This window comes from Burkholderia anthina (assembly GCF_902498995.1).
In the GTDB taxonomy this organism is placed as follows: Bacteria; Pseudomonadota; Gammaproteobacteria; order Burkholderiales; family Burkholderiaceae; genus Burkholderia; species Burkholderia anthina.
The window spans coordinates 164120-176713 of sequence record NZ_CABVLY010000002.1 but is presented as its reverse complement, the minus strand read 5'-3'; the positions used below and the strand labels follow the sequence as shown (position 1 = coordinate 176713).

The 12594-nt window shown below is 67.7% G+C and carries 11 protein-coding genes; all 11 read right to left on the bottom strand.

Annotated elements, in window-relative coordinates:
- Positions 1–4: 4 nt before the first annotated feature.
- Positions 5–1132, bottom strand: coding sequence for a J domain-containing protein (locus BME24068_RS03650; RefSeq protein WP_174925176.1), 1128 nt, complete (start codon positions 1130–1132; stop codon positions 5–7).
- Between the two features lie 96 nt (positions 1133–1228).
- Positions 1229–1651: an FCD domain-containing protein gene (locus BME24068_RS03645; protein ID WP_240327302.1), complete on the bottom strand. Its 423-nt coding sequence runs from the start codon at positions 1649–1651 to the stop codon at positions 1229–1231.
- Positions 1652–1761: 110 nt separating this feature from the next.
- The gene (locus tag BME24068_RS03640; RefSeq protein ID WP_096500865.1) at positions 1762–2085 is read right to left on the bottom strand and encodes a DUF4148 domain-containing protein; all 324 of its coding nucleotides are present in this window, start codon (positions 2083–2085) and stop codon (positions 1762–1764) included.
- 153 nt (positions 2086–2238) lie between these two features.
- Positions 2239–3201, bottom strand: coding sequence for a LysR family transcriptional regulator (locus BME24068_RS03635; RefSeq protein WP_174925365.1), 963 nt, complete (start codon positions 3199–3201; stop codon positions 2239–2241).
- 57 nt (positions 3202–3258) lie between these two features.
- Positions 3259–3552 carry a hypothetical protein gene (locus BME24068_RS03630; protein ID WP_174925175.1) on the bottom strand — a complete coding sequence of 98 codons (294 nt, stop codon included), beginning with the start codon at positions 3550–3552 and terminating at the stop codon, positions 3259–3261.
- 377 nt (positions 3553–3929) lie between these two features.
- Positions 3930–4916: a transcriptional regulator CynR gene (cynR, locus tag BME24068_RS03625; protein ID WP_174925364.1), complete on the bottom strand. Its 987-nt coding sequence runs from the start codon at positions 4914–4916 to the stop codon at positions 3930–3932.
- A 152-nt stretch (positions 4917–5068) separates the two neighbouring features.
- On the bottom strand, positions 5069–6481 hold the full coding sequence (locus BME24068_RS03620) for an efflux transporter outer membrane subunit (protein ID WP_174925174.1): 1413 nt from the start codon (positions 6479–6481) through the stop codon (positions 5069–5071).
- A complete protein-coding gene (locus BME24068_RS03615) occupies positions 6475–7374 on the bottom strand; it encodes an efflux RND transporter periplasmic adaptor subunit (protein WP_174925173.1) in 900 nt (299 codons plus the stop codon). The genes BME24068_RS03620 and BME24068_RS03615 overlap by 7 nt, the downstream gene beginning before the upstream one ends.
- A gap of 2 nt (positions 7375–7376) precedes the next feature.
- Positions 7377–7601 carry a DUF1656 domain-containing protein gene (locus BME24068_RS03610; RefSeq protein ID WP_096500857.1) on the bottom strand — a complete coding sequence of 75 codons (225 nt, stop codon included), beginning with the start codon at positions 7599–7601 and terminating at the stop codon, positions 7377–7379.
- Entirely contained in the window at positions 7598–9664 is a 2067-nt protein-coding gene (locus tag BME24068_RS03605) for an FUSC family protein (protein WP_174925172.1), read from the bottom strand. Before BME24068_RS03605 ends, BME24068_RS03610 begins: the two co-directional genes overlap by 4 nt.
- Positions 9665–10157: 493 nt before the next feature.
- On the bottom strand, positions 10158–12536 hold the full coding sequence (locus tag BME24068_RS03600) for a DNA polymerase II (RefSeq protein ID WP_174925171.1): 2379 nt from the start codon (positions 12534–12536) through the stop codon (positions 10158–10160).
- Positions 12537–12594: the final 58 nt, after the last annotated feature.

Genomic DNA, 12594 nt, shown 5'->3' with positions numbered 1-12594 from the left:
TCGCTCAAAACGAATCGTCGTCGAAGCGCGAAGAGACCGGCCGCCGCTTCATGTCCTTCAGCCAGTCCCGGACCTTGTCCGGATCTTCGAACTCGCGCAGCGCGACGGTCAGATCCTGATTGCCGCGCTGCATGCCGGCGATGTCGCGCGCGAGCATGCGCACGACGGTATCGGGGGCGATCTTGACCGACGACGCGATGCCGTACGTCCGCCGGAAATCGCGCTCGACGTGCGCGATCTCCCGATCGAGTTCGCGCAGCTGTTCCTCCAGGATGCCGTTGTAGCGCGCGAGCCGCGCTTCGCCGAGGCCGTCGATCGCACGGCGATCGATCTGTTCGATCTCCAGCTGCAGTTCGAGCAGCTGCAGCAGATTGCCCTTCTCGTAAGCGTGGTTGACCCGCTGCATCAGCACGGTCTTGCGCTGCTGTTCCTGCGGATCGGTTTCGCGATCGGGATGCAGCGCGCTGGCGAGCTTGCGATAGATCTCGCGGATCGACTTGCTCGATTCGGCCTGCTCGGCTTCGATCCGGGCCTGCGCGGCCGATTGCTTCGGCGCTTTCTTGCGCTTCGCGCGCTGCGCCTCGCGGGCCGCGTGCGCGGCCATGTCGCGCTCGAACTGGGCGTCGAGTTCGGCCTGCATCCGCTCGGCGAGTTCGTCGGGCGACAGCGCGTCGAGATCGTTCGCCGGCGTCGGGTCAGGTTCCGGTTTCGGTTTCGGTTTCGTCGGCGCAGGCTCGGCCGCTGCGTCGCCGACGTTCGCGGAGGCGCGATGCCGGTCGTACATGGCCTTCAGCCCGGCATCGTCGCTGACGTGCAGCAAATCGCCAGCCATATCGACGATCAGGTCGGACAGCGTACGTTGTTCGGCCTTGCTCAAGCCCTTCTGCAGAAACGCATCGTCGAGCAGATGGAGCAACCGGATCCGCAGTGCCGTCGATTCCCGTTCGAGCGGCAGCAGCCCGTCGACGAACTTCTTCTGGAACGCCGGCGTGACGGCTTCCCACGCGCCGAGACGCTCGCGCCGCTTTTCGATCTGCTTGACGAGCGTATTGAACGTTTTCTGGGCTGTCGACAGGCTGGCTGTCTCGTGACCGGGCGCAATGGCGACCTCGGCACCGCGGCGTGCGGTCATGATGAATATCCTCCGGCCGCGGCGGATGGCGCGGCAGGCCGGTATTCTAGCCGGGCGGGCGCGCGTGCCGGCCCGCGGTGCACCGATGCGGCTGCGTTACAGCACCGCCATCGATTCCGTCATGTTCTGCTTCATGTAGTCGAGGAAGCGCTTCTGGAACAGCATCGTGTGTTCGTGCGCGGCCCGCTCGGCCGCATCGGCATCGCGCCGCGCGATCGCGTCGATCAGTTCGTCGTGGTCGCGGCCGAGCTTGGCCGCCGTCGGCGAACTCACCGTGAAATCGAAATGCAGATGCAGCAGGCGCTGGCCTTCGCCGAGCAGCCGCTCGTAGTAGCCGATGAAGTACGGATTGTTCGCGGCGTGCGCGATCGCCATGTGCAGCGCCTTGTTGGTCTCCGACATCGCCTGGAAGTCGCCGCTCGCGACGGCTTCCATGTAGACGTCGTCGGCCTTGCGGATCTTCGCGAGGTCGGCATCGGAGCGCTGCGTGGCCGCGAGCCGCGTGACCGCGCGCTGGATCAGGTCGAGCGCCGAGATGTATTTCGGGAATTCCTCGATTTCGAACGGCGTGACGAGCGTCGTGCGGTTCGGCCCGGCAAGCGATGCTTGCCGCGGCGCCCGGCGGCGCGTTATCGCTTCACCGCGGCGACGGCCGGTGCGCCCGAAGACGTGCCCGGTGCGCCGCTCGGGCCATATGCGGCTTCGCTGCTCTTGTGCTCCGCGACGCGTTTCGCGGCCAGGCGTTCCTGGGCGGCGATCAGGTCGTCCGGATAGTTGTCGCTCTCGCCGGTTGCCGGATCGTAGCCGACCGATTCGAGGTCGAGCAGTTCCTGGCGAACCTGTGCGCGCGTGAGCGTCGAGTGCGACGACTGCGCGTAGGACGCGGTCGGTGCGGCGAGCAGGACGGTAGCGGTAGCGGCGACAGTGGCGATGGTGACGATGATGGATTTCACGATTTCCTCAGAAGGTTTCGTTGCGGTTCGGCGCGAGTGCGATGGCCTGAACCGACGTGACAAGTTTAGGAACCCGGATCGCCGGGATATACGGCCAATCCTGGCGAGCTCTGTTCCAGATCGAGTGAAAGTGGGCGACGCGCGACGCGACGTTCACGCATCGGCAATCGCCGCATCGGCGACCCTCGTGTCGGGCATGCGGTTCGCGTTGAGCGTGCCGGCGGCACGCGGCGCGCCGATCGACGGCAGCCTGAATCGTTCGGCCGCGAGGTCGACGAACGCGCGCACCTTGCCGGGCAGGAACTCGCGGCCCGGGTACACGAGCGACACGGTCACGCCGTCGTTCACGATCCGGTAGTCGCCGAGCACGCGCGTCAGCGTGCCGATGCGCAGGTCGCTGGCGACCGCGTATTCGGGCAGCAGCGCGATGCCGCCGCCGGCCAGCGCGAGCTGGCGCTGCATCAATGCGCTGTTCACGGTGAGCGGCGCATCGAGCTGGATCGCATCGAGCGTGCCGTTCGGGCCGGCCCATCGGCAGGTTCTCGGGCCGGCCGAAAGACCGACGATCCGGTGGCCGTCGAGGTCGGCCGGCCGCTGCGGTGCCGCCGCTTCGAGCAGGTAGCCGGGGGATGCGACCGCGACGAGCGGTGCATGCACCAGCGTGCGCGACACGACGGACATCGACGTGATCATCGAGTCGGCGACGATGCCGGCGTCGAAGCTGCCGCCGAGCAGATCCACTTCCGATTCGGTCAGCGTGATGTGCAGCGACACGTCCGGATGACGCGACTGGTATTCGGCGAACAGTCCGGCGAGCTCCGCCGACATCAGGCTGTGGAGCACGACGACGTTCAGGTCGCCGGCAATCTGGCTCGATGCCTGCGTGGCGCGCGACTCGACTTCGGACAGATCCATCAGCAGCGCGCGGCACCCTTCCGCATAGCGGACGCCAACTTCGGTCAGTACCGTCTTGCGCGTCGAGCGTTGCAGCAGTTTCACGCCCAGGTGCGCTTCGAGATCGCCGACGTAACGCGTGACCAGCGACGGCGAGAGATTCAGCTGGTGCGCGGCATGAGAGAAATGATGCGTGTCTGCAACCTTGAGAAAGACCCGCATCGCACTGAACAGATGGTTCACGACGATTCCTGTAGCTGGGCGTTGGAGGCGGTGCGATCAGCTGCCGAAGTAGACGTTGCAGAAGCTCACGGGGCCGACGCAGTCGGCGTCCGCGGCGCGCTGGCGGCCGGCCGGCGCAGGGCGAAGCGGGACGACGGCCTTCGTCGCGGCGGCGGCGCGCGCATTGCCGACGTCGTTCGAGCGGGCGGCGAGTTGCGCGGTGTAGACGGGGGCGGCTGCTTGCGATGCCGGTTGTTGTTGCTGCTGTTGCGCGTATGCGCTGGCGGCTGCGGCGACGCCGGAAAATGCAATGAGAACGGCGGCGACAGGTGTTGTGACAAACTTGAACATTTAGGATTCCGATAATATATATAAGGTATTTTTCCTGTTCGATTCGGTATGTCGGCGTATCGCGGAAAGATCGTGCGGCCGGGGCGCTGGCGCCCGCCGCGTCGGGATTCGGCGCGGCCGGATTACCTTGAATCGATGACGAAAGGATGAAGGAAAACCCTGATCGTGTCCAAGGCGAATTTCCGATCCGGTCGATAAGGCAAATCGATTGTCGATCGATGAAAGTTATTGCATCAATGCAGGATTGAAAATACGGAATCCAAAATTACCAGGACGCGTGCATGCGTACGATCGCCGCGCCCGTCATGCGGGCGCGGCGTCGGGCCGGCTGGATGATTCGTGCGGGATTCGCCGCCCGTCGGGCGACGAAGTGGAGGTCACGCGTTATCGCGTGGCGTCAGCGTGCGCAGCGACGCCAGGCTGCCATGTTCGAGCATCTCGCGCACCAGCGCCGCGAACGCGGTCGACGCGACGGTGCGATACGCGCCCTTGCGACGCAGCAGCGCGACCGTGCGGACCGGAAACGGCGGATCGAGCGGCACGTACTGCAGGTCGCGATGCTCGAACTCGATCGTGCCGGGCAGGATCGTCGCGATCTTGCCGCGGCTCACGATCTTCAGCACCGCGCTGATCGAATTCGCCTGCAGCGCGACGTCGGGCTGCATGGCGTACGACTGGAAATAGCTGTCGACATAGAAGCGCGACACGAAGCTCGTCGTCAGCAGCGCGAGCGGCGTGCCGGCGAGCTGCGTCGGCGTGACGGGCTCGCGCTGCGCGGTCAGCGGATGGGTGCGGCCGACCACGAGCATCAGTTGTTCGGGAAACAGCGCCTCGGCCTCGATTTCGTCGGAGCGCACGTCGACGAAGCCGAACGCGAGATCGACCTGATCGTCGCCCAGCGCGGTTTCCACCGCATCGAGCGACATCTCGGTGATCTCGATCACGATGCCTGGATAGCGCTCGTGGAACTGCTCGATCACAGGTGCGACGAGATATTCGGTGAAGGTCGGCGTGAAGCCGATCCGCAGTTGCCCGCGCGACAGGTCGTGCACGTCGTGCAGCGCGCGCTGCGCGGTCAGCAGGTCGTTGTGCGCGCGGCGCGCATATTCGAGGTAGACGCTGCCGAAATCGGTGAGCTGGACCATGCGCCCGCTGCGGTCGAACAGTTGCGCGCCGAGTTCGTCCTCGAGCTGGCGCACCTTCTGCGACAACGCCGACTGCGACACGCTGAGCGCTTCGGCGGCCCGCGTGAAGTTGCGGTGCTCGTCGATCGCCAGCAGATAGCTGATGTTGCGAAGCAGGGGGCTGCGTTGGGTGAACTTCATCTTGCGCGGATTGAGTCGCGGGTCGCGTGGGTCGGGCATGGCGACATTATGCGCTGGTTGCGACGCGGCGGGCCGCGCTCGCGCGGTGCGCGGGAAGACGTCGGCGCGCGCGGCAACGCCGGTGTCGGGCGTGGTTGCCGCTACCGGCGCGAGCGCGGTATCGCGTTCGATCGTCAGGTCGTCGGACATGCTCATCGCCAGCCGCCTCCGAGCGCCAGGAACGTCGAGATCTGGTCGTTGTTCACGTCCTGCCGCGCGGCGGCGACGGCCGTTTCAGCGGCCAGCCACGTGCGCTGCGCATCGAGCGCCGCCAGCCCGCCGACCCGGCCGCCGCGCCGCAGCTCGTCGGTGCGGTTCATCACGTCGCGCGCCGCGTCGCGCGACGCCTCGAGGCGTTGCAACCGGTCGAGCGCACCCGCGTAGGTATCGAGCGACGTTTCGGTTTCGCGCAGCGCGGTGAGCACGGTCGCGTCGAAATGGGCAAGGCTCGCGCGGCTGTCGGCATGTGCGGCTTCGATGCGGTCGCGGATCGTGCTGCGATGCAGATCCCACGTGACCATCGGGCCGACCGCGAAGCGGTTCGTCAGCGGCGTGAAGAACGCGGCGGCGCCGCCGGTCGAGCCGATGCTCGCGCCGAGCTTGATGTCCGGATAGAGCGCGGCCGTTTCGACGCCGATGCGCGCCGTCGATGCCGCGAGCCGGCGCTCGGCCGCACGCACGTCGGGGCGGCGTTTCAGCAGCGCGCGCCCGTCGCCGGCTGGAAGCGGTTTCGACAGTCGCAGCGGCGTGCTGCACGTCAGCAGCGTGCGATCGTAGTTTTCCGGCGGCTGCCCGGACAGCGTCGCGAGACGGAACGCCGCGTTCAGCCGGCGCGCCTGCAACGGCGCGAGCTGCGCGCGGCTGTTCTCGATGCCGCCCTGGTCGCGCTGCTGCTCGAACGTCGGCGCGCGGCCGTTCGCGATCAGCTGGCGCGTCAGCGCGAGGCGCTGCTGCTGGACTGCGATGGAACGCTGCAGCACGTCGATCTGGTTGCCGGCATTGCACAGGTCCGAATACGCGCGCGTCACTTCGGCGGCGACGTTCACGCGCACGAGATCGCGCGCCGCGGCGACGGCCTCGTTGTCGGCGGACGCCGCCTCGATCCCGCGCCGGATGCCGCCGAACAGGTCGAGGTCGTAGCTCATCGTGAGCCCCATGTTGTAGATCTCGTGACGCGGCGGCTCGACGTGCGACAGCACCGAGGCCGCCGACTGCTGCGTGTAGTTCGTCGACGCGTCGACGCCGACGCTCGGCTCGCGCGCCGTGCGCGTCGCCGCAAGCAGTGCGTTGCTGCGTTCGAGGTTCGCCTGCGCGGCGCGCAGGTCGACGTTGCTCGCCAGCGCCTTTTCGATGAGCCCGTCGAGCACCGGATCGGTATAGAGCCGCCACCAGTGATCGGGCAGCGGATCGGCCGACGCAATCGATGCGCCCGCAACGAACGCGCCGTTCGCGGCCGGTGCGTTCACGAGCGCGTTCGACGGAACGCGATAGTCGGGGCCGACCTCCGCGCACGCGGCGAGCGCGATGCACAGCGCCGCGAGGGCGGTCGTGCGCAGGCTCACCATGGCAGGCTCCTGCGTACCGTCACGTCGCCGGCCCGCGCATGAATCTCGACCGACGCGGTCTGCCCCGGCACGAGCCGCACGCCGGGCGGCACCGAATCGATCGCGACGCGCACCGGGATGCGTTGCGCGAGCCGCACCCACGTGAACGCCGGGTTCACGTTCGCGAGCTGCGCATCGCCGCCCGCCCGCTCGCGGTCCTCGACGCCGCCGGCGATGCTCTGCACGTGGCCGCGGATCTCGGTTGCGACACCCATCAGGTAGATGCTGGCCGGATCGCCGACATGAATGGCCGGCAGCTTGGTTTCCTCGAAGTAGCCTTCGACGCGCAGCGACGCGTCGTTCACCAGCGCCATCGCGCCCTTGCCGGCGTTCAGGTAGACGCCCGGCAGCAGCCCGACGTTGGTCACGGTGCCGTCGATCGGCGCGCGCACCAGCGTGCGCGCCAGGTTCAGCGCGGCAAGATCGCGTGCGGAGTGCGCCTGCGCGAGCGCGGCGCGCAGTTTCTCGACGCGCGTCGTGCCCTGCTGCGTCGATTCTTCGGCGACCACATCCGGCATCGCGCGATTGCGGCGGTCTTCGCGCACCGCTTCGTCGAGTTCGGCCTGTTCGCTTGCGACGTTCGCATCGGCCTGTTCGAGCGCGATGCGGTAGCGCGACGGATCGATCACGAGCAGGACCTGGCCTTTCGTGACCTTCTGGTTGTCGTGCACGCGCACGTCGGTGACGAGGCCGCTCACGTCGGGCGCGATCGGCACCACGTCGGCGCGCACCTTGCCGTCGCGCGTGAGCGGCTCGATCTGGTAGCGCACCCACAGCCCGTAGATCGCGCCGAGGATGCCGAGGATGATCGCGACCGTCAGCACGGTGCGCAACAGGGGGATGATTCGCTTCATGGTCAGGAAAGGAGGCGATACGGGAAACAGGCGTCGGCGAGACGGGCGATGCCCCACCACAGCACGAAGAACGTCGCCAGCTCGAGGAGTGCCGGTTGCCACAGCAGCACGCGCAGCGGCAGGCGCAGCAGCACGCCGCGCAGCAGGAACGTGACGGCCAGCGCGACGACGGCCCATGCGAGTGCGGACGGCATGTAGATGCCGAAAATGTGGATCTCTTCGATCATCGCGTCGCTCCTTCGACGAGTTGGACATGCGGGAACAGGTTGCAGCGCATGCCGACCAGCGCGAGCAGCGTGGCCTCGTCGCGGCCGGTGGCGTTGCGCGCGGCGGCGCTGATCGCGCGGTTCAGCGTGCGCATCAGCGCCGCCGTCGCCGGAATCGGGTGATGCGCGTCGGCGCGTGCGCGGTACAGGTTCGACACCGCTTCGAGTGCGGCTTCGATCGCGATGCGCGTCTGCGCATCGCCTTTGTCGAGGCCTTCGCGTACCTGGATGATGTTGCGGCCGATGCGCAGGTCGCTCAGCCCGTCGACGGCATGCAGCGCGTCGCCCGGGTTCGCGAATGCCATGCGCGCGGCCACCTGGCCGAGCCGGTCGACCGCGCGCGCGGTCCACGCGGGCGCGTCGAGCGGCCGGTGCGGGTCGGCCATCTGCGCGAGATCGGCCCAGTTCTGACGCACGATCCGGTACGCGGTCCAGCGCGTGCTGGCCGAGCGGAAGAGTTTGGTCACGACCAGCGTCGTGACGATGCCGCCGACCTGTGCGAGCCCCGTATTGAGGAACAGCGCGAAGTCGGCCTGGAAACGATCGAGAAAGCCCATGGCGACGATGAAGCAGGAGAACATCGGAAGCGCGCGCGCGGTGCGCGCGGGATCGGCCTGGATGTAGCCCATCCAGACGAAGGCCGGCGCGAGCGTCAGGATCAGCATTCCGGCGCCGTCGACACGTGGCAGGATCACGAACAGATACAGCGCGGCGAGCGGAAAGGTGACGAGCGTCGACATCAGGTAGCGGCCGATCACCGGCGCGGGATCGTCCTGCGCCGCGAACGAGCAGGTGACGAGCGCGGCGAACGCGGCGGTGGCCGAACCGTTTGGCCACGCGAGCAGGATCCACACCGCGCAGTAGATGACGATCGCGGTGGCTGTCGCGGCGCCCGCGAGCAGCGCGAGCCCGTGGTCGCGCGCGAGCCGGAAGCGCTGCGTGCCGTCGACGGGCGGCAGATGGCGTTCCAGCTCGGCATCGCTTTCCGCGAAGGTCCGCACGAGTCCGCGCGCGGCGTGCAGCGTGTCGATGAAATCGGCGGTGCGGTCGAACAGGTTCGCGGCGAGCAGCGACGTCCAGGTCGGATCGAGCAGGCGCTCGGCCGCCAGCGTGCGGCAGCGCGCGGCGAGGCCGACGTCGAGCGCTTCGCCGACTTCCTGCGACGCCTTCAGATCCTCGACCACGGCATCGACCAGCGCGGCGGTGTCCGCATCGACCGCGTTCAGCGCGCGCAACTGGTCGAGCCGGTTCGCGGCGGCCGATGCGATCGACAGCAGCGCGGCGAGGCGGTGTTGCAGCGCGGTGACCGTATCGCGCGTCGCGAGCGCGAAGCGCTGGTCGAACGGCAGCGTCGTCGCGATCATCCCGAGCTCGGTCACGTCGGCCGCGAGCTTGCGGCGATGCTCGTGTTCGAGCCGTGTGTGCTGCGTACCGAAGGCGTCGACCGTCCAGCGGCACGCGTCGCCCAGAAACGACAGCGCGCGCTCGTGAATCACCGGCCGGCTGTTCGCGGGCTTCAGCAGCATGTGCGTGATCGTCACGCACAGGATCGCCACCGTCATTTCCTCGACGCGCGACACCGCGGTGATGAAGATGTTGGTCGGATCGTCGAGATACGGGAAGCAGATCACGGCCGAACTGAACGCGGCCATCTGGAACAGGAACGCGCGCGGCGTGCGGTCCAGCACCGCGAGATAGATGCAGAAGCCGATCCACAGCGCGAGACACAGCACCAGCAGGGCCGGCGAGTTCTGCAGGTTGGGCGCGACCACGACCGTCACCACCGCGCCGGTCGCGATGCCCGCGAGCCGGTAGATGACCTTCGGGCGAAATGCGCCGGCCATCGGCTGCGCGGTCACGTACACGGTCAGCAACGCCCACCACGGGCGCGGAAAGCTGACGGTAAACGAGATCAGCAGCACAAGCGCGGCGGCGATAAAAGTGCTGATCGAGAAAAGGAGCTTTCTCGGATCGATAGAGAATGGATCGCGCGGCCGTAGCGGCGCGACGGTGGCTTGCGACACGTCGGTTTCCTTGGGCGAGACAGGCGAAGAGCGTTGCTGCGGCCGGGTTACGGCGTCGGAGGCGGCGTGCCGCGCGTCATGCCGTGCGGCGCCGGTTTGCGGCATGCGCCGTGGCGGAGGGCGGTGGGGTGTGCGGGAACAGGAGACCGCACGAAAAGGAGGTGTGTTGCAGGCATTTCAAGCACGGCGTGCGCGCCTTTTCCTTTTGATTCAAGCGCATGGCGACGCCACGTCGATGGCCGCGGGCACCACGAAAACTCGGTTGCGAAGGATCAGGGTTTCGTTCGATTGCGATGGACGAAATTGTGCGCTGCGGCGTGCGCGGCGTCCAAGTCGGATTTCTGACCGGGTCGATCGGTTTTACTTATCGCTCGGCGCAAGAGCCGGCATGAATGCCGATCGGCGCGGATGTGCCGCCATGAAGGGCATGGTGGGCGAGAAGCGGTTGCGAGCGCAACCGTGTGACGGGACGGGGCCTCGCGATGCGGCCGGGTCAGTCGCCGAACAGTTGCCCCTGCCCCGAAATCACGCGTTCGAAATCGTCCCGCAAAAACGGCAGGATCGCATCGGCGACCGGTTGCAGCTGGCGGCTCACGTAGAACGCGTAGTCGATCGGCGAGCGCATCGTCTCGAGCGGCTCGGGGCCGGCCGTCGTCATCACGTAGCTGATCCAGCCGCCGCGCTGATACTGGAGCGGCCGGCCGCGCGCCTGGTTGAATTCGTCGGCGATCCGCGCGGCGCGCACGTGCGGCGGCACGTTGCGTTGATATTCGCTCAACGGCCGGCGCACGCGCTTGCGATAGATCAGTTGCGCGTCGAATTCCCCGGCGAGCGTGCGGCGCACGTAGTCGCGCACGAAGTCCTGGTACGGCTCGCGCTTGAACACGCGCCGGTAGAGTTCGCGCTGGAATGCCTGCGCGAGCGGCGTCCAGTCGGTGCGCACCGTTTCGAGCCCCTTGAACACGAGGTCTTCGCCGCCGTCGGCCGCGAGCGCGAGGCCCGCGTAGCGCTTCTTGCTGCCTTCCTCCGCGCCGCGCACGGTCGGCATCAGGAAGCGGCGGTAATGCCGCTCGTACTGCAGCTCCAGCGCGCTCTCCAGCCCGAAGCGATCGTGCAGGTGCGCGCGCCACCAGCGGTTCACGTGCTCGACCAGCGCGCGGCCCTTGCCGGCGGCTTCGTCGTCGTCGTGCGCACGACCGAGCCACACGAACGTCGAATCGGTGTCGCCATAGATCACTTCGTATCCCTGAGCTTCGATCAGATCGCGCGTGCGATGCATGATCTCGTGGCCGCGCATCGTGATCGACGACGCGAGGCGTGGATCGAAGAACCGGCAGCCGGTCGAGCCGAGCACGCCGTAGAACGAGTTCATGATGATCTTCAGCGCCTGCGACAGCGGTGCGTTGCGCTGCCGCTTCGCTTCGTCGCGGCCTTCCGATACGCGCCGCACGATGTCGGGCAGGCAATGCGCGGTGCGCGAGAAGCGCGCGCCGAGAAAACCGGGCACGGAGGTGTCGTCGCCCGGCTGCGCGAGCCCTTCGATCAGCCCGGCCGGATCGATCAGGAACGTGCGGATGATCGACGGATACAGGCTCTTGTAGTCGAACACGAGCACCGAGTCGTACAGGCCGGGCCGCGAATCCATCACGAAGCCGCCGGGGCTGTTCTGCCCCGTCACGTCGCCGAGATTCGGCGCGACGTAGCCGAGCCGGTGCATGCGCGGCAGGTACAGGTGCGTGAACGCCGCGACCGAGCCGCCGGTGCGATCGGCCGCGAGCCCCGTGACCGTCGCGCGTTCGAGCGCGAAGGACAGCAGGTCGGCCTTGTCGAAGATGCGCGTGACGAGCTCGCAGTCCTTCAGGTTGTAGCGCGCGAGCGCGGGCTTGTCGTGATCGAAGCGGCGCTGGATCTCGTCCATCCGCTGGTACGGATTGTCGATCGACTTGCCTTCGCCGAGCAGCGACTGCGACACGTATTCGAGGCTGAACGACGGGAACGTCCACGTCGCCGATTTCAGCATGTCGATGCCGTCGAGGATCAGCCGGCCCGCCGCGCCCGCGAAGAAGTGGTCGGGCTGCTGGCCGTGCGCGCGCCAGTCGAGCACGCTGCCGCCGCGGCCGAGCTGCAGCGGCACGCCGTACTGCTCCGCGTGTGCGTGCAGGATGCGCAGGTCGAACTGCACGAGATTCCAGCCGATCACCGCATCGGGATCGTGTTCGTCGAACCACGCGTTGAGCCGCGCGAGCAGCTCGGGCCGGCTGTCGCAGTAGTCGAGCCGGAAGTCGAGCGAGGGCGCGGGCGCGTCGCCGTTCGGCGGCCCGAGCATGTAGACCTGCCGCTGTCCGCAGCCTTCGAGCGCGATCGAATACAGCTCGCCGTGGACGCTCGTTTCGATGTCGAGCGACACGCAGCGCAGCGCCGGACGATAGCCGGTCGCGTTTTTCAGTTCGCCGTCGGCCAGCGTGCCGTCGCGGCCGGGCACGCCGCGAAACTGCACGGGCGCCGTGATGAAGCGCTCCATCATGTAGCGGTCGGGCGGCTGCACGTCGGCTTCGTAGACGTCGACGCCGGCCGCGGCGAGGCGCTTCTGGAGCCCGGACAGATGACGGTAGCGCCGGCAGTAGAGGCCGACGACCGGGCGCTGACGGAAATCGCGCAGCGCGAGCGGGCGCAGCTCGGCGTCGCGTTCACCGGCCAGCGCGCGTTCGGCGAGTGCCTGCTGCTCGGCCGGCACGAACGCGACGGCTTCCTGCGGGCGCAGCCGCACGCGGCGCGGGCCGTGTTCGGTTGCCAGCCAGAACTCGATCTCGATGCCGGACGCGGTGTCCCGCCAGTGGCGGGTGAGGATGAAACCCTGCTCGAACTCCGTCAAAACGCTTGCTCGTCGTGGATGCCCAGGCGGCGGATTTTAGCGCTGTCGTGCGGTTCCC

Coding starts and splice junctions, on each gene's coding strand:
- BME24068_RS03650 (WP_174925176.1), bottom strand. CDS start 1,132: ATGACCGCACGCCGCGGTGCCGAGGTCGCCATTGCGCCCGGTCACGAG.
- BME24068_RS03635 (WP_174925365.1), bottom strand. CDS start 3,201: ATGCGGGTCTTTCTCAAGGTTGCAGACACGCATCATTTCTCTCATGCC.
- BME24068_RS03630 (WP_174925175.1), bottom strand. CDS start 3,552: ATGTTCAAGTTTGTCACAACACCTGTCGCCGCCGTTCTCATTGCATTT.
- cynR (WP_174925364.1), bottom strand. CDS start 4,916: ATGCCCGACCCACGCGACCCGCGACTCAATCCGCGCAAGATGAAGTTC.
- BME24068_RS03620 (WP_174925174.1), bottom strand. CDS start 6,481: ATGGTGAGCCTGCGCACGACCGCCCTCGCGGCGCTGTGCATCGCGCTC.
- BME24068_RS03615 (WP_174925173.1), bottom strand. CDS start 7,374: ATGAAGCGAATCATCCCCCTGTTGCGCACCGTGCTGACGGTCGCGATC.
- BME24068_RS03610 (WP_096500857.1), bottom strand. CDS start 7,601: ATGATCGAAGAGATCCACATTTTCGGCATCTACATGCCGTCCGCACTC.